At 60.3% G+C, this 15880-nt stretch carries 17 protein-coding genes; 7 read left to right on the top strand and 10 right to left on the bottom strand.

All coding sequences use genetic code 11. From position 1 onward, the window contains the following. Positions 1 to 83 precede the first annotated feature (83 nt). Complete coding sequence (locus tag ACR0KX_RS00935; RefSeq protein ID WP_170452655.1) at positions 84 to 584, bottom strand: Lrp/AsnC family transcriptional regulator; 501 nt, start codon at positions 582 to 584, stop codon at positions 84 to 86. Between the two features lie 215 nt (positions 585 to 799). On the opposite strand from ACR0KX_RS00935, the gene trxB reads away from it, so the two are divergent. From trxB to ACR0KX_RS00920, 3 genes are all read left to right on the top strand, one after another. Continuing rightward, positions 800 to 1741 carry a thioredoxin-disulfide reductase gene (gene trxB, locus ACR0KX_RS00930; RefSeq protein WP_170452657.1) on the top strand — a complete coding sequence of 314 codons (942 nt, stop codon included), beginning with the start codon at positions 800 to 802 and terminating at the stop codon, positions 1739 to 1741. 129 nt (positions 1742 to 1870) lie between these two features. Further along, positions 1871 to 3562 carry an adenylate/guanylate cyclase domain-containing protein gene (locus ACR0KX_RS00925; RefSeq protein ID WP_170622870.1) on the top strand — a complete coding sequence of 564 codons (1692 nt, stop codon included), beginning with the start codon at positions 1871 to 1873 and terminating at the stop codon, positions 3560 to 3562. Positions 3563 to 3759: 197 nt separating this feature from the next. Beyond that, positions 3760 to 5478: a bifunctional sulfate adenylyltransferase/adenylylsulfate kinase gene (locus ACR0KX_RS00920; RefSeq protein WP_170452661.1), complete on the top strand. Its 1719-nt coding sequence runs from the start codon at positions 3760 to 3762 to the stop codon at positions 5476 to 5478. Positions 5479 to 5564: 86 nt separating this feature from the next. On the opposite strand, the gene ACR0KX_RS00915 is transcribed toward ACR0KX_RS00920, so the two are convergent. The 3 genes from ACR0KX_RS00915 to ACR0KX_RS00905 all read right to left on the bottom strand — a co-directional run bounded on the left by ACR0KX_RS00915 (position 5565) and on the right by ACR0KX_RS00905 (position 7186). Further along, positions 5565 to 6440, bottom strand: a complete 876-nt coding sequence (locus ACR0KX_RS00915) for a PhzF family phenazine biosynthesis protein (RefSeq protein ID WP_170622867.1) — start codon at positions 6438 to 6440, stop codon at positions 5565 to 5567. 102 nt (positions 6441 to 6542) lie between these two features. After that, a complete protein-coding gene (locus ACR0KX_RS00910) occupies positions 6543 to 6767 on the bottom strand; it encodes a DUF1150 family protein (RefSeq protein WP_050604806.1) in 225 nt (74 codons plus the stop codon). 5 nt (positions 6768 to 6772) lie between these two features. After that, positions 6773 to 7186: an Hsp20 family protein gene (locus ACR0KX_RS00905; protein WP_058275530.1), complete on the bottom strand. Its 414-nt coding sequence runs from the start codon at positions 7184 to 7186 to the stop codon at positions 6773 to 6775. A 163-nt stretch (positions 7187 to 7349) separates the two neighbouring features. Here ACR0KX_RS00905 and ACR0KX_RS00900 point away from each other — a divergent pair, with 163 nt between their 5' ends. From ACR0KX_RS00900 to ACR0KX_RS00885, 4 genes are all read left to right on the top strand, one after another. Continuing rightward, entirely contained in the window at positions 7350 to 7574 is a 225-nt protein-coding gene (locus ACR0KX_RS00900; protein ID WP_170453145.1) for a DUF465 domain-containing protein, read from the top strand. A 64-nt stretch (positions 7575 to 7638) separates the two neighbouring features. After that, entirely contained in the window at positions 7639 to 8124 is a 486-nt protein-coding gene (gene purE, locus ACR0KX_RS00895) for a 5-(carboxyamino)imidazole ribonucleotide mutase (RefSeq protein ID WP_170622865.1), read from the top strand. Beyond that, positions 8121 to 8876, top strand: coding sequence for an NAD(P)-binding domain-containing protein (locus ACR0KX_RS00890; protein WP_170622863.1), 756 nt, complete (start codon positions 8121 to 8123; stop codon positions 8874 to 8876). The genes purE and ACR0KX_RS00890 overlap by 4 nt, the downstream gene beginning before the upstream one ends. Positions 8877 to 8878: 2 nt before the next feature. After that, complete coding sequence (locus ACR0KX_RS00885) at positions 8879 to 9949, top strand: 5-(carboxyamino)imidazole ribonucleotide synthase (RefSeq protein WP_170736465.1); 1071 nt, start codon at positions 8879 to 8881, stop codon at positions 9947 to 9949. 64 nt (positions 9950 to 10013) lie between these two features. Here the strand turns inward: ACR0KX_RS00885 and ACR0KX_RS00880 are convergent, their stop codons facing one another. From ACR0KX_RS00880 to ACR0KX_RS00855, 6 genes are all read right to left on the bottom strand, one after another. Further along, the gene (locus tag ACR0KX_RS00880) at positions 10014 to 11165 is read right to left on the bottom strand and encodes an alpha-D-ribose 1-methylphosphonate 5-triphosphate diphosphatase (protein WP_170452670.1); all 1152 of its coding nucleotides are present in this window, start codon (positions 11163 to 11165) and stop codon (positions 10014 to 10016) included. Then, the gene (locus tag ACR0KX_RS00875) at positions 11162 to 11935 is read right to left on the bottom strand and encodes an alpha/beta fold hydrolase (RefSeq protein ID WP_170452672.1); all 774 of its coding nucleotides are present in this window, start codon (positions 11933 to 11935) and stop codon (positions 11162 to 11164) included. The genes ACR0KX_RS00880 and ACR0KX_RS00875 overlap by 4 nt, the downstream gene beginning before the upstream one ends. 38 nt (positions 11936 to 11973) lie before the next feature. Then, on the bottom strand, positions 11974 to 12816 hold the full coding sequence (locus ACR0KX_RS00870) for a DMT family transporter (RefSeq protein ID WP_170622859.1): 843 nt from the start codon (positions 12814 to 12816) through the stop codon (positions 11974 to 11976). A gap of 176 nt (positions 12817 to 12992) precedes the next feature. Next, positions 12993 to 14636 carry a chaperonin GroEL gene (gene groL, locus ACR0KX_RS00865; RefSeq protein WP_170452676.1) on the bottom strand — a complete coding sequence of 548 codons (1644 nt, stop codon included), beginning with the start codon at positions 14634 to 14636 and terminating at the stop codon, positions 12993 to 12995. 55 nt (positions 14637 to 14691) lie between these two features. Next, entirely contained in the window at positions 14692 to 14979 is a 288-nt protein-coding gene (gene groES, locus ACR0KX_RS00860; RefSeq protein WP_170352338.1) for a co-chaperone GroES, read from the bottom strand. Positions 14980 to 15132: 153 nt separating this feature from the next. Then, positions 15133 to 15807: a DUF2161 family putative PD-(D/E)XK-type phosphodiesterase gene (locus ACR0KX_RS00855; protein ID WP_170622857.1), complete on the bottom strand. Its 675-nt coding sequence runs from the start codon at positions 15805 to 15807 to the stop codon at positions 15133 to 15135. Between the last annotated feature and the right edge of the window lie 73 nt (positions 15808 to 15880).

The following is a 15880-nucleotide window of genomic DNA, read 5'->3' as shown; positions in this document are numbered from 1 at the left end:
GCAGATATTACTAAGTTGGATTGTATCCTTGGCGGTCGCAGCCATGCTGCCGCCCTGTCAAACACATCAGAATCAGATGCGGTTCACGCCGTCCGGTTCATGCGTTCTTCCAGAACGTCGAATGGCACGCCTGGTTCGTCTTTTGCGCCGCGGATAACAAGCGACGTTTTAACGCTGGCCACGTTCGGCGTGGTCAGCAACTCTCCGGTCAAGAACTGCTGAAAGTTGCTGAGATCGGGGGCCACGCATTTCAGAATGAAATCTACCTCGCCATTCAGCATGTGGCATTCACGGACCAATGGCCATTCACGGCACCGGTCTTCAAAGGCGCGCAGCTCGGCTTCGGCCTGACTGTCCAGACCGACCATTGCAAAAACCTGCACCTCAAACCCCAGTTCGCGCGCGCTGACTTCGGCGTGGTATCCGGTGATATAGCCGGATTCCTCCAGCGTGCGCACACGGCGCAAACAGGGCGGGGCCGAAATCCCGACGCGTTTGGCCAGTTCGACATTGGTCATGCGACCGTCTGCCTGCAACTCTGCCAGAATCTTACGATCAATCTCATCCAGCCGCGTCGTGACCATAAAATGCTCCTGATTTTTTCGGTTCTTATATCAGCACCCACCGAGTGCGCAATAATGTTTCGCAGGGGCGCAATATTATTCGGTGACGGGTCGCGAATTTGCCCGCGCCTGGGAAAATGAGCCCGGACAGGAAAGGGCTTTAAGCCCTGCCCCCGCGTCGCTATATCGGGGCGACGGGCAAACGGCCCAATTCAGGCAGTTCGAGCGGGGGTACAATGGCCGACACACGACACACCAAGGTTCTGATCATCGGATCTGGACCGGCAGGATATACCGCAGGCGTCTATGCCAGCCGGGCGATGCTGGAGCCCATTCTGGTGCAGGGAATCGAGCCCGGCGGGCAGTTGACCACCACGACCGAGGTTGAAAACTGGCCCGGCGATACCGAGGTTCAGGGCCCCGATCTGATGGTGCGCATGCAGGACCACGTCAAGGCGATGGGCTGCGAGGTGATCGGCGATATCATCAACGATCTGGATCTCAGCCAGCGCCCCTTCACCGCCAAGGGTGACAGCGGGACCACATACACGGCCGATGCCGTCATTCTGGCGACAGGCGCGCGCGCCAAGTGGCTGGGCCTGCCATCGGAAGAGAAATTCAAAGGCTTCGGCGTTTCGGCCTGCGCCACCTGCGACGGGTTCTTCTATCGCGGGCAAGAGATCGTTGTGATCGGCGGCGGCAACACCGCCGTGGAAGAGGCGCTGTTCCTGACCAACTTCGCCAGCAAGGTGACGCTGATCCACCGCCGTGACGAATTGCGGGCCGAAAAGATCCTACAGGATCGCCTGTTAAAGAACGAAAAGATCGAGCCGCTGTGGTTTCACCAACTGGAAGAAGTGGTTGGCACCGATGCACCTTTAGGCGTCGAGGGTGTCCGCGTGAAAAACGTCAAGACCGGCGAGATCACCGAGATCCCCTGCAAAGGCGTCTTCGTCGCCATCGGCCACGCGCCCGCGAACGAGTTGGTCAAGGACACGTTGGACACCCATATGGGCGGCTATGTCGTGACCAAGCCGGGCTCGACCGAAACGTCCGTACCGGGCGTGTTTGCGGCGGGCGACCTGACCGACCACATCTATCGTCAGGCCGTGACCAGCGCCGGAATGGGCTGCATGGCCGCGCTGGATGCGGAACGTTTTCTGGCGGAACAGGAATAAGTCTGGGGCCAGGGGTGTGGCTGAACCCCACACCCTTGGCCGTTTTTCCCGCACCTATGCAGGTCGGCTTGACCCTTGCCGGGCGGCCCCGCACACTCGGCCCTGACGAAGCATTTGCGGGTACTGGCATTGGACAACGCACTCTGGCGCGGCGGGTGGGCAACCCGGCTCAGGATCGGCAGCGGTCTGGTTCTGTTCGTCTTTGCCTTCTTCCACTTCATCAATATCGGTCTGGGCCTGTTTCACACCGACTATCTGCACGGGATGCAGGATGGCCGAAAAGCGGTCACACGGCATGATGTCGTCAGCGTCTTGCTCTATGCGGCGCTGATCGTGCATGCGGGGTTGTCGCTGGCCTCGATCGCCCAGCGCAGAACGCTCAGGATGCCGCTCAGCACCGCGTTGCAGATCGTGCTGGGCCTGCTGATCCCGCTGCAACTGATTTCCCACATCATTCACACGCGCGTCGCCCACGAGATTTACGGCGTCAATGATGAGATGGGCTATATCATCATCCTGATGTGGCCCAGCTCGGCAGTCTGGATGCAAAGCCTGCTGCTGTTGATTGTATGGGTCCATGGTTGCATCGGGCTGCACATGTGGCTGCGCCTGACGTCGTGGTGGTCGAAGACCGTGCCCTACCTGATCGGCGTTGCGGTCTTTGTTCCGTCGTTCGCGCTGGCGGGCGTTCTGACCGAGGGCCGGCGCATCTGGGCCGATTTCGCGGATGAGTTTCTGCGACAGCAATATATCGAGCATTACAACTGGCCCTCACCCGAAGCCTTCCAGACCATGTTCACGGTCAAGGATAACGCGGTTCTGGCCTTTCTGATCACTCTGGGCGCTTGCGGGGCCATCTTTGTCGGGCGCAAGCTTTGGCGTCGCAGGCATTCGGTTCGCATCAAATATGCACGTGGACCCGAGGTCGTCGCAGAAAAGGGCATGACCTTGCTGGAAATCTCGCAAGCCAATGGCATTCCCCACACCGCGCTGTGTGGCGGCAAGGGGCGGTGCACCACCTGCCGCATCATTGTCGAAGAGGGCGGCACCCAGCTTGAGGCCCCCAGCGATGTCGAGGCCCGCAGTCTGGCAGCGGTAGGGGCCTCTGCGCAAACGCGGCTGGCGTGCCAGATTCGCCCGACCGAGCCGCTGACCGTCTTTCGCGTGTTTCGCCCCGATGGTGGGCGCAATCGGGGCCATGCAAGCCAAGGGCAGGAACGGCAACTGGCCGTTCTGTTTTTGGACATGCGCGGGTTCACGGCCCGCACGACCGGCCAATTGCCCTATGACATCGTCTTTCTGTTGAACCGGTTTTTCGATGCAATCGTTCCAGCCATTACTGACGCAGGCGGCATTGTCGACAAATACATGGGCGATGGCTTGCTTGCGGTGTTCAACAAGCCCGACGCGGCGGCGTCAGCGAAGGCCGGGTTGCGGGCGGCGATAGAGATCGGCCTAGCGCTGGACAGTTTCAATCAACGGCTAAAGGCTGAAGGCAGCCCCGGCATCCGCATCGGCATGGGCTTGCATCTGGGCGATCTGGTGTTGGGTGAGATCGGCGCAGCGGGCCATGCCTCGCAAACGATTATCGGCGATGCTGTCAACGTCGCCAGCCGCCTGGAAAGCGAAACCAAGGCGCTGGGTGTCGAGTTGTTGGTGTCGGACGAGTTGCTGCAAGCGGCTGATCTGACAATCAACCCCGACCGCATCCGCCTGTTCCAGTTGCGCGGCGTCAGCCAACCCGTACCGGCGCTGCCGGTCACCCGTGCCGCCGACCTGCGCGAGACATCGGCGACACAAGAACAGGCATACTCTGGCTGACCCAAAATCGCATTTGGCCCGGAACCGCGGTCGCAATCCGACGTAGCATATGGAAAATCCTTCCATTTCGGAGGAAATCAGCGCATATCGTCCTTTGTTTCACGACCGCTTGTGGACTTCGGGCAAAAGTCGGGGCAAACGCGCCCTCAAATGACCGAGAATCACCGGCAATCCAACACTGCGACAAGAGTATTCTGATGACGATGTTAAGTAATCTGGCCCCGATCCCTGAATTGTATGTGTCTTACGAATCGGCACAAAAACTGAAGGTCGACGCCGCCGACCTGACCAGCTGGGATCTGAGCCCGCGGCAAATCTGCGATCTGGAATTGCTGATGAACGGCGGGTTCAACCCGCTGAAAGGGTTCCTGTCCGAGGCCGATTACGACAACGTCGTCGAGAATATGCGTCTGGCCGATGGCACCCTGTGGCCGATGCCAATCACGCTGGACGTCAGCGAGGATTTTGCAGACAACATCGAGCTGGGTCAGGATATTGCCCTGCGCGATCAGGAAGGCGTTATTCTGGGCACCATGACCGTGACCGACCGCTGGACGCCGGACAAGGCACGCGAGGCTGAAAAGGTGTTTGGCGCCGATGACGACGCGCACCCTGCGGTGAACTATCTGCACAACGTCGCCGGTAAGGTCTATCTGGGTGGTCCCGTTGTCGGCATCCAGCAACCGGTGCACTATGATTTCCGCGCCCGCCGCGACACCCCGAACGAGCTGCGCGCCTATTTCCGCAAGCTGGGCTGGCGTCGCATCGTTGCGTTCCAAACCCGCAACCCGCTGCACCGTGCACATCAGGAACTGACCTTCCGCGCCGCCAAGGAAGCGCAGGCCAACCTGTTGATTCACCCGGTTGTCGGCATGACCAAACCGGGCGATGTGGACCACTTTACCCGCGTCCGCTGCTATGAGGCGGTGCTGGACAAATACCCCGCATCCACCACCTCGATGTCGCTGCTGAATCTGGCGATGCGCATGGCTGGCCCGCGCGAGGCGGTCTGGCACGGCCTGATCCGCGCCAACCACGGCTGCACCCATTTCATCGTCGGCCGCGACCATGCTGGCCCCGGCAAGAATTCCGCCGGTGAGGATTTCTATGGTCCCTATGATGCACAGGACCTGTTCCGTCAGTTCCAGGATGAAATCGGCGTCGAAATGGTCGACTTCAAACACATGGTCTATGTGCAGGAACGCGCCCAGTACGAACCGAATGACGAGATCGCCGACAAGGATAACGTCACGATCCTGAACATCTCGGGCACCGAACTGCGCCGCCGTCTGGCTGAAGGGCTGGAAATTCCGGAATGGTTCAGCTTCCCTGAGGTTGTGGCCGAGCTGCGCAAGACCAAGCCGCCGCGCAGCCAGCAGGGCTTTACCGTGTTCTTCACCGGCTTTTCGGGCTCGGGCAAATCCACCATCGCCAACGCGCTTATGGTCAAGCTGATGGAGATGGGTGGCCGCCCGGTCACGCTGCTGGATGGGGACATCGTTCGTAAGAACCTGTCATCCGAGCTTGGTTTCTCGAAAGAGCATCGCGACCTGAACATCCGCCGCATCGGCTATGTCGCGTCCGAGATCACCAAGAACGGTGGTATCGCCATTTGTGCTCCGATTGCGCCCTACGCCACCACCCGTCGCGCGGTGCGCGAAGATGTCGAGCAGTTCGGTGCTTTCTGCGAGGTTCACGTGGCCACCAGCATCGAGGAATGCGAACGGCGCGACCGCAAGGGCCTGTATAAACTGGCGCGTGAGGGCAAGATCAAGGAATTCACCGGCATTTCAGACCCCTACGACGTGCCCCAGAACCCCGAGCTGACGGTCGAGACCGAGAATGTGGATGTGGACAACTGCGCCCATCAGGTTTTGTTGAAGCTGGAAAGCATGGGTCTGATCGCCGCGACCTGATCTAAAGGCATACTGAATGAAAAGCCCCCGGTTCGCCGGGGGCTTTTTTGTTTCCAAACTGTCACCGAGCCAAGTTTCGTTGAGCCTTAGCCCAAATCGACCTGCCCGCGCATCAGGATATGGCCGCACCCTGCGACCTTAATCCCGGTCATGGCGTCAGGTGGTCCAACACAGGTTACAGTCGCCTGTCCGGGACGGCCCATATCGTGGCCTTGTTCGGCAATGAAACTGTCCTTGCCCATCAAGCCGTATTTCCACAGGTACGCCGCCATCGCGCCGGTTGCTGATCCGGTGAACGGATCCTCGGGCGGGCTGGGCGGTGCCAGCAACAGGCGCGAGAACGTGTCCCCCTCAAATGTCGCGCCTTGCAGCGTCACCAGAAACGGTTCCGCCATATCCGAGCCCGAATAGCCAGCGGCGGCGGCCACTTCCCGCAATGGCCCTTCATCCAGCCGTGCAGCGCGCAGGGCATCGTGGTCTCGCAGAACCGTGATGCAGAACGGCAACCCGGTGGAAACCAGTTGCGGCGGCGAGATAATGGCGCTTTCCGGCAGGCTGATGGCCGAGGCCACCAATTCCGCTGGAACATGCACGCCGAACTGCGGCGCGACCTGAGACATCTCGATCTGGTCCCCGATCAACCGGATCGACACAATCCCGGCCCCGGTTTCCAGGGTCAGTGCATCGCCCGAAATCATCCCGCGCGACCGCATCGCGGCAACTGTCGCAATTGTCGGATGCCCGGCAAAGGGAATCTCACGGCTGGCCAGAAAGTACCGGACGCGAATATCGGCAACCTCGGACGGGCCGGTAAAGGTGCATTCTACCAGCGAGGTTTCGCGAACATAGGCCATGCACACTTCCTCGGACAGCCCCGCGCCTTCGTGCACCACGGCACAGCCGTTGCCGCCAAAGGCCCGGTCGCTGAACGCGTCTACCCAATCGAAGTCAAACCAGCTCATGCGAAAACTCCCTGACACAGATGATGCGGCGGCGTCCGCCTGTGGTCATGTGTCGCGCGTGTCGCTGGGAATGTCACGCCCTATCCGGCGTGAAGGGGCCGTTCAGTGAACGGCCACCGGGGACAGGTCATGCTGTCGGGCCAGCACAAAGGCCAGCTTGCGGTCGGCCACCAGCGCCAATTGCTGGCCATCCGAGTCGTGTACCGCATAAAGCTGATCCAGATCGCCTGCCTGATCGCGCAGATCACGCGGCAGATCGGCCACCTCGACCGTTTTGACATAAACGATACGGTCGCCTTCGGTGTTGATCTCAATCGGTGTATTCATTGCTCTTACCCCTTCCGTATGTTGATTGTCTGAACCACGGTTTCCGGCACGGCGCGGGTCAGATCCACATGCAGCAGACCGTTTTCCATAATCGCCTCACCGACCTCGACACCGTCCGCCAGCACGAACATGCGCTGAAACTGACGCGCCGCGATGCCACGGTGCAGGAATATGCGCCCCTCGCTGTCGTCGCGTTGACGGCCCCGGATCACCAATTGGCGATCCTCGATCGTGATCGACAGATCCTCTTCCGCGAACCCGGCCACCGCCAGAGTGATGCGGTACGAAAAGTCCGAGGTCTGTTCGATGTTGTAGGGCGGATACCCTTCATTACCAGCCTTTGCAGACCGTTCCAGAAGGCGTTCCAACTGCTCGAACCCCAAAAGATGCGGGTAAGAGCCAAGAGTAAGTTTTGACACGTTTTCTCGTCCTTTTTTGCCAAAGCGACGTGTTGTGCGGCCCCGTTCCGGCAACCGCGCATAATAGAATATGGGAAGAAACCAGGATGTCCACAAGGTCTGGCGCGATAACGTCTGACACACTATCTTGTTGATGACGCACCACAACCAGCCCGAGTCGCCAATGAACGCGCCCACCGACCTTTCGATGAAAACAGATGACGTTCTGCGGGTTGAGCTTGAGGTTTTCCGACGACAGCACCGCGATCTGGACGAAGCCATCGAGGCGCTGCAATCCACCGGAACGGCGGATCAACTGACGATCAAACGGTTGAAAAAGCAGAAATTGCGGCTGAAAGATATCATCCGTCTGATCGAGGATCGCCTGACCCCGGACATCATCGCCTAACGCATTGCCACGAAGGCGGATTTGGATATAGTGCGCGCTCTGCAAACGGGCGGGGATTTAGCGGATGGGTAACGTCAAGGTCGGGATCATCATGGGCAGCCAGTCGGACTGGCCCACGATGAAAGAAGCTGCCGATATTCTGGACGAGCTGGGTGTGGCTTATGAAAAGCGCATTGTATCGGCCCATCGCACACCGGACCGTCTTTGGGACTATGGCAAAACCGCCGTTGAACGTGGTCTGAGCGTGATTATTGCCGGTGCAGGCGGTGCGGCACATCTGCCGGGCATGATGGCGTCGAAAACCCGCGTGCCGGTGATCGGTGTTCCGGTGCAGACGCGGGCCTTGTCGGGCGTCGATTCGCTGTATTCCATCGTACAGATGCCCAAGGGGTTTCCTGTTGCTACCATGGCGATCGGATCGGCGGGCGGCGCAAATGCCGGGCTGATGGCTGCCGGTATTCTGGCCCTGCAGGATGGCGCTTTGGCCGAACGGCTGGATGCGTGGCGCGCGGCCCTGTCAGCCTCAATCGCTCAAGAGCCCGAGGGATGAGCCGCATCGGCTTTGTCGGAACCGGGCACATCGCAGCGCCGATGGTGCGTTTTCTGGCGGCCAAGGGGCATGACATCTGCGTCACCCAGCGCAACGCCGAGGTGTCCTCGCAACTGAAATCGGAACTCGGCGTGACAGTCACGGACCCGCAAACCGTGATTGACGCCTCTGAGATCGTCTTTCTGTGCCTGCGCCCTCATGTGGCCGCCGACATTCTGACCCCGCTGACGTTCCGCGCCGATCAGCAAATCGTGTCGGTCATGGCTGCAGTCCCTTCGGATCAACTGGCCGAGCTTTGCGCACCTGCGAAGGATTTTGTTCAAACCATTCCTCTGGGCTTTCTGGAAACCGGCGGGTGCCCTCTGGCCGCATTGGGCAATGATCGCCTTCTGGCCGATCTGTTCGAGCCGGAAAACCCCGTGATCAGGGTCGAGAGTGAGGCCGCCCTGAATGCCCATTTCGCGATTTGCGCCATGGTGCCGGGCCTGCTGGATCTGATGGCAACCGGTTCGGAATGGCTGGCCGGGCAGACAGGCGACGCAGACAGTGCGGAATTTTATACAACACAGCTGTTCTCGGGCTTTCTTTCCGCGATGGAAAAAGGCAAAGCGGGGCGACTGGCGGCCGAACGAGATGCGCTGGCCACCGATGGAACGCTGAGCCTGCAAATGACCGAGAGTTTACGTTCGGGCAAAGCACATGACGCGCTGAACGCGGCCCTGGCGGCGATTGGCAAACGGTTGGAGACCTGATGATGACAAAGATGCTCGCCCCCGGCGCAACGATTGGAATTCTGGGCGGTGGTCAATTGGGCCGGATGCTATCGGTTGCGGCGGCACGGCTGGGCTTTGTCAGCCATATCTATGAGCCCGGCGCAAACCCGCCTGCGGGACAGGTCGCAGATCGGGTGACAACGGCGGCCTATGACGATGCCGAGGCGCTGAAAGCCTTCGCGGAATCGGTCGATGTCATCACCTATGAATTCGAAAACATCCCCACCGAGGCGCTGGACATTCTGGAAGCCCACCGCCCCATTCGCCCCGGACGCGAGGCACTGCGGGTCAGTCAGGACCGCCTGACCGAAAAGACATTTCTTCAGGATCTGGGACTGAACACTGCGCCCTTTGCGGACATCACCGATATGGCCAGCCTTGAGGCCGCGATTGACCAGATCGGCGCGCCTGCCATCCTGAAAACCCGCCGCTTTGGCTATGACGGCAAAGGACAGGCGCGCCTGAGCACGCCCGAGGATGCCGAGACGGCTTTGGCCGACATGGCCGGAGCACCTGCGATTCTGGAAGGCTTCGTCAATTTCAGCCACGAGGTATCAATCATCGCGGCGCGCGGTCTGGACGGTCAGGTGGCCTGTTTCGATCCCGGCGAAAATGTCCATCGCGATGGCATTTTGCGTACAACGACCATCCCTGCCCGACTGCGGCCTGCGCAACGCAGCGACGCGATCCTGCTGGCGGCCAATATTCTGAACGCGTTGGACTATGTCGGCGTGATGGGTGTCGAGCTGTTTGTGACGCCAGAGGGCCTGATCGTGAATGAAATCGCCCCGCGCGTCCACAACTCGGGCCACTGGACGCAGAATGGCTGCGCCGTGGATCAGTTCGAACAGCATATCCGGGCAGTAGCTGGCTGGCCTCTGGGTGATGGCCAACGTCATTCGGACGTGGTGATGGAGAACCTGATTGGTGACGACATGGACCGCGTACCTGAATTGGCGCAGGAACGGGATGTCGCCCTGCATCTGTATGGCAAGGCCGAGGTCAAGCCGGGCCGCAAGATGGGTCATTTCAACCGGATCGTTCGGGGCTGAAAATCGCGCTGACGCGCGATGCCTCCGGCGGAGGTATTTTTGAACAGAAGAAGGCGGGCCGGGATCAGGTGATGAACCGAGCCGCGATATCTCCGGACATGTAGCTGACGCGCCCTGCCGCCAGCGTCGCGGCGACACGGTAGGTTTGCGCGTCCAGAATGACCAGATCGGCGCGTTTGCCCGGTTCAAGCGTGCCGCGATCCGTCAGGCCAAGAACACTTGCGGGACCGGACGAGATCAGGCCCCACGCGCCTGCCAAATCCAGAACGCCGGACTTGGCCAGCATCAGCGCGGCACGGCGGGGGCTGGGATAGTGGTAGTCCGACGCCAGAGCGTCGCAAAGGCCCATCGCGACAAGTTCGACCGCGCTTGCATTCCCTTTGTGCGACCCACCGCGCACAACGTTCGGCGACCCGAGTATGACGTGATCACCGGCCAGGCGCGCGGCCTCGGCCGCCTCCAGCGTTTCCGGAAACTCGGCGATCAGGGCACCCTGATCCCGCCACCAGGCACGGGTCTCGGCGGTTGCGTCGTCATGGCTGCCCAGACGAACACCCATTTCCGAGAGCTCGGCGCTGAGCGCCTCAACCGCTGCGGGAACGTCACCCCGGCGCGCGTGCATGTCGAGAAGCAGTTCGAAATGCGCGTCAGGATTGCGTCCGGCTTTCAACGCCTGCCCGGTCAGGCGCGGCGGCTTTTTGCCCTGGGCCAGCCGGTCATGTGGCAAGTGGTCGTTGAACACCACGTAAGGGACCTGCCAATCGGCGATGCGCCGGGCCATACCAGCGTAATCGTCGAGCATATTGGTCTCGAACCGCAATTGCGGGATCAGATCGGTGACTGTGTCGGTTTTGACGGCCCGGATCGCCTCAAACACCTGCCCCGCGAACTCCGGGCCCCGCACACCGCCTTCCCAGCTGTAGAACTGGGCCAGCACGGCGGTCGTGATCCCGTTTGCGGCCAGTTCGGCCTCGACGGACAGGATGCCTTCGTTCATCTGCTTCATCGCACCACGACGCGGGGCGATGTGGCGTTCGAATCCGTCGCCGTGAAGGTCGATGATCCCCGGCAGAACGAGATAGCCGGACAGGTCAACCTCGCGCCCGACCTGCGTTTCCTGCACCTGCCCGTCGGCGATCGAAAGCGGCGCGCGAGACAGACCCTCTTGCGGCAACAGCACCTCTGCGCCGGTCAGCGTAAGGTTTAGGCGGGTCATCGCGTCGGTTCCGAGTCAGGCTCGGAACAATCTTCGCCGATACAGATTTCTTCGATGACGTCGAGCACGCTGTCGAGCCACGTGATTTGCGGATCAAACTGTCCGAATTCGATGAAATGCAGCGCCTGCGCCATGACGCGTGGGTTGTTCATCATGAAGGTATGCGTGACCGGCAAAACGATGTGATCTGCCATGCCGTCGACCTTCGTTGTCTCAACCGACACTTTGCCATCATCGGGACCGTCGATCAGCGATGAGAACAAAGGGTTCAGAGAATTCTCGCCCGCGATCACGCCCAGATCGAAATCCACGGCAGGCAGTTTGCGCGGGATGCCTTCCGGACCCGTTCCCAGTTGCAATCCGGCGGGGCCGTTCAGATAGCCGAACACTTCCCACGCACTGAGTTCGTCGACCAGTTGGCTGCCCTGATTGGGCGGGCCCAGCATGACTGCGCGACCCATGTTTTCGGGATGGTTGTCCTGCAACCAATAGCGCAACAGGATGCCGCCCATCGAATGCGCCACAACGTTGGCCTCGTCCTCACCACAGGCCGCAAACGCGTCCGGCAGGGTTTGTTCGGCCAGTTCGGGTATGCCCATGTCGGTCGACGGGTATCCGGGCCGAACGACCGTATAATCATGGGCCTTGAACAGCTGCTCCATCACCGAAAATGACGCCTCGGTCCGTGCCAGCCCATGCAGCAGGATCACGCATTTCGCACTTGCCGCGGCAGGCAGACACAGGAAAATCAGGGCGCACAGAAGTCTCATACCCGCCCAATAGCGCCGATCTGAAGCTGTGGAAAGACCTACCCTCGGGTCCGGCGCAGAACGGCCAGGGCGATTCCGCCCAGAACCAAAGCTGTCCCTGCCACCAGGCGCGGGCCAGCAACCTCGCCCAACAAGACAACACCTCCGACGATGGCGATCACCGGCACGCTGAGTTGAACCACCGCCGCAACCGACGGGGAAAGCTGCGGCAGCACACGGTACCAAAGCGCATAGCCCAGGCCCGATGTCACGCCCCCAGACAACGCGGCCAGCAGATACCCCAAACCGGTCATTTGCCAATTGCCACCCATACCGACCAGCACCAGCCCTGTGATCGGCAAGGCAACCACAAAGTTCGCAGCCGTGCCTGCCAGCGCGTCCGGTTCGGACCGTCCTGCCAAGGAATACACCGCCCAGCCCAACCCGGCCGCAACCATCAGCCCCGCGCCCAGCGCATCGACGCGAACCGAACCGCTGGGCCACAGCACATAGGTCAGACCCGCCAACGCAATCCCGGCCCCTGCGACCTGCCGCATGGTCGGCGTCGCCCCCATGATTGCGCCGACGGCAAACATGGTAATCTGCACAACCGCAAACAGGATCAACGCGCCCAGACCCGCGTCGAGGGTCAAATAGGCCAGCGAAAACCCGATCATATAGAGGGACAACGATCCAGCCCCCACAATCCGCCTGCGCGAACGCAGCGGTAGTGCGACGCCGCGCAGCAGTACCAACGCCCACAGAACCGCCGCACCGGACATCACCCGAAACACTGCGAAGCTGGCCGGGTCACTGGCGCCGCTGTCAATCGCCAGCCGGTTCAGGATCGAGTTCGCCGCAAAGGCGCACATGGTCAGGGCGGTCAGCAGAAGCAATCTCATTCCAACCGCATAGCCGGTTCCGCTGGGTTTGCACACTCACATTGCCTCAGCCGACCCAAATCTTCTTCTGTTCAAAAATACCTCCGCCGGAGGCATAGCCGCGCAGCGGCTATTCAAAACGAAACGGGGCCGCCCGAAGGCGACCCCATAACTCAGTCTTCCAAAAAGACGACGTCTTACATCATGCCGCCCATGCCGCCCATGTCGGGCATGCCGCCACCGGGTGCTGCGCCTTCTTTGGCAGGCTTGTCGGCAACCATTGCTTCGGTGGTGACCAGCAGGCCAGCAACCGATGCCGCATCTTCCAGAGCGGTGCGGACAACTTTGGCCGGGTCGATCACGCCGAACGAGAACATGTCGCCATATTCTTCGGTCTGAGCGTTGAAGCCAAATGCAGCGTCCGACGATTCACGGACCTTGCCAGCAACAACCGCACCGTCAACACCTGCGTTTTCAGCAATCTGGCGCAGCGGCGCTTCGATGGCCTTGCGAACGATGTTGATACCCGCGTTCTGGTCAGCGTTTGCACCTTCCAAAGCTTCCAGTGCTTTACCGGCCTGAACCAGCGCAACACCACCGCCCACGACAACGCCTTCCTGCACAGCAGCGCGGGTCGCGTTCAGAGCATCGTCCACACGGTCCTTACGCTCTTTCACTTCGACTTCGGTCATGCCGCCGACGCGGATCACGGCAACACCGCCTGCCAGTTTGGCAACACGCTCTTGCAGCTTCTCACGGTCGTAGTCGCTGGTGGTTTCTTCGATCTGAGTGCGGATCTGGCCAACGCGGGCTTCGATCTCGGCTTTCTCGCCTGCACCGTCGACGATGGTGGTTTCGTCTTTGGTGATTTCGATTTTCTTGGCGGTGCCCAGCATGTCCATGGTGACGGACTCGAGCTTCATGCCCAGATCTTCGCTGATGACCTGACCGCCGGTCAGGATCGCGATGTCCTGCAGCATGGCTTTGCGGCGATCGCCGAAGCCCGGTGCCTTGACAGCAGCAATTTTCAGGCCGCCGCGCAGTTTGTTGACAACCAGAGTTGCCAGCGCTTCGCCTTCAACGTCTTCTGCGATGATCAGCAGCGGCTTCTGCGACTGGATTACCTGCTCCAGCAACGGAACCATCGGCTGCAGCGAGGACAGTTTCTTTTCGTGCAGCAGGATCATGCAGTCGTCGAGCTCTGCGATCATCTTGTCTGCGTTGGTGACGAAGTAGGGCGACAGGTAGCCACGGTCGAACTGCATACCTTCGACAACATCGGTCTCGGTTTCCAGACCTTTGTTTTCTTCGACGGTGATAACGCCTTCGTTGCCAACCTTCTGCATCGCATCCGCGATCTGCTGGCCAATCTCGGCTTCGCCGTTGGCCGAGATGGTGCCAACCTGAGCAACTTCGGCCGAGTCTTTGACTTCACGCGATGCGTCTTTGATGCCCGCAACAACCTTGGCAGTTGCCAGGTCGATGCCGCGCTTCAGGTCCATCGGGTTCAGGCCAGCTGCAACCTGCTTGAGACCTTCGCGAACGATGGCCTGTGCCAGAACAGTTGCGGTGGTGGTGCCGTCGCCGGCTTCGTCATTGGTGCGGCTGGCGACTTCTTTCACCATCTGCGCGCCCATGTTTTCGAACTTGTCTTCCAGTTCGATTTCCTTGGCAACCGAAACACCGTCTTTGGTGATGCGCGGTGCGCCGAAGGATTTGTCCAGAACCACGTTGCGGCCTTTGGGGCCCAGGGTCACTTTGACAGCGTCGGCCAGGATGTTCACGCCTGCCAGCATGCGGTTACGGGCATCGGTGTCGAACTTGACGTCCTTTGCAGCCATGTCGTTTCTCCTTGAGAAATAAGTTGGAAATGAAGATCAGAGAAAGCGTTTGGGCTTACTCGATGATCCCCATGATGTCGCTTTCTTTCATCATCAGCAGCTCTTCGCCGTCGACCTGAACCTCGGTGCCCGACCATTTGCCGAACAGGATCTTGTCGCCAGCTTTCACAGCCATTGCGATCAGCTCGCCGCTGTCCTTACGCGCGCCTTCGCCGGTTGCGACGACTTCGCCTTCGCTGGGCTTTTCTTTTGCGCTGTCAGGAATGATCAGGCCGCCTGCGGTTTTCTCTTCGCTTTCTGTACGGCGAACCAGCACACGGTCATGAAGCGGTTTCAATGCCATCTTTGCAGCTCCTTGGGCTCAAAGTTTATCTATCCTCCCCTCACCGGCTGGTGAGGCGTTAGCACTCGGGGTGTGTGAGTGATAACGACGCATAGCTAGGGGGTCTGAAACCTTGAGTCAACAAGCCGATACGGATTTTTTTGCCACAAAGGATCAGTCAGCCTGTTCCCAACTGTAAGCCCAGTGTTTCAGGCCCTCGGACCCTGCATCCGACAATGCATAGATGCCTTTTTCGACCTTGTCGAACCAGCCGTAATGGTTTTCCCGCATCAAACGGGTGGCGGCGGGCACGCCAGTGGCCGATGCGACCTCGGCCCCCTTGGTGGCACCATGTTCCGCCAGGTGGGTGGCGCATTTCAGCGCATCCTGCCGATAGGCCGTAACGATCCCGTGGCGGGTTGCGCCGCCCGCGTTTGGGTCCCCTTCCAACCGGTCAAATTCGCGCAACATCCGCGCGGCCTTGGCTTTGTTCTTGCGCGGCGCATACGGGCCGGGATCGCACTGAACCTCGACAACCCCATCCTTGCGAACAGTGATCAGGCCCAGCCCCAATCTGCGGCACAGGGCCAGATTGTCCCGCAAGGCACGCCGGGCCGTGCGTCCGGTCGGTTTGCTGACCCCCAGATACACCTGATCGCTAATCCGCAGCCGCGCGACAGCCTGATGGAACAAGGCCAGTGAGAACCGCAGTTTCAACTCGACGATCACCGGCTCGGACCCGTCGCGCATGGCGACAATATCGGCTGCGCCGACCTCACCTTTGACGGTATAGCCCTGCCCCTCCAACAATGCCTTGATCGGGGGGTAAAGATCCTGCTCGCGCTCCATGCGCCCATGCTATGCGTTTTGGGCTGAAATGCCAGACGGGTTGCCTTGAATATGCTGCATTTGCATGACTACA

It is taken from the genome of Ruegeria sp. BG5, assembly GCF_056538425.1.
The sequence above is the reverse complement of the archived record's forward strand: the minus strand, read 5'-3'. Positions and strand labels throughout refer to the sequence as shown.

Coding starts and splice junctions, on each gene's coding strand:
- ACR0KX_RS00935 (WP_170452655.1), bottom strand. CDS start 584: ATGGTCACGACGCGGCTGGATGAGATTGATCGTAAGATTCTGGCAGAG.
- trxB (WP_170452657.1), top strand. CDS start 800: ATGGCCGACACACGACACACCAAGGTTCTGATCATCGGATCTGGACCG.
- ACR0KX_RS00920 (WP_170452661.1), top strand. CDS start 3,760: ATGACGATGTTAAGTAATCTGGCCCCGATCCCTGAATTGTATGTGTCT.
- ACR0KX_RS00915 (WP_170622867.1), bottom strand. CDS start 6,440: ATGAGCTGGTTTGACTTCGATTGGGTAGACGCGTTCAGCGACCGGGCC.
- ACR0KX_RS00910 (WP_050604806.1), bottom strand. CDS start 6,767: ATGAATACACCGATTGAGATCAACACCGAAGGCGACCGTATCGTTTAT.
- ACR0KX_RS00900 (WP_170453145.1), top strand. CDS start 7,350: ATGAACGCGCCCACCGACCTTTCGATGAAAACAGATGACGTTCTGCGG.
- purE (WP_170622865.1), top strand. CDS start 7,639: ATGGGTAACGTCAAGGTCGGGATCATCATGGGCAGCCAGTCGGACTGG.
- ACR0KX_RS00890 (WP_170622863.1), top strand. CDS start 8,121: ATGAGCCGCATCGGCTTTGTCGGAACCGGGCACATCGCAGCGCCGATG.
- ACR0KX_RS00885 (WP_170736465.1), top strand. CDS start 8,879: ATGACAAAGATGCTCGCCCCCGGCGCAACGATTGGAATTCTGGGCGGT.
- ACR0KX_RS00880 (WP_170452670.1), bottom strand. CDS start 11,165: ATGACCCGCCTAAACCTTACGCTGACCGGCGCAGAGGTGCTGTTGCCG.
- ACR0KX_RS00875 (WP_170452672.1), bottom strand. CDS start 11,935: ATGAGACTTCTGTGCGCCCTGATTTTCCTGTGTCTGCCTGCCGCGGCA.
- ACR0KX_RS00870 (WP_170622859.1), bottom strand. CDS start 12,816: ATGAGATTGCTTCTGCTGACCGCCCTGACCATGTGCGCCTTTGCGGCG.
- groL (WP_170452676.1), bottom strand. CDS start 14,636: ATGGCTGCAAAGGACGTCAAGTTCGACACCGATGCCCGTAACCGCATG.
- groES (WP_170352338.1), bottom strand. CDS start 14,979: ATGGCATTGAAACCGCTTCATGACCGTGTGCTGGTTCGCCGTACAGAA.
- ACR0KX_RS00855 (WP_170622857.1), bottom strand. CDS start 15,807: ATGGAGCGCGAGCAGGATCTTTACCCCCCGATCAAGGCATTGTTGGAG.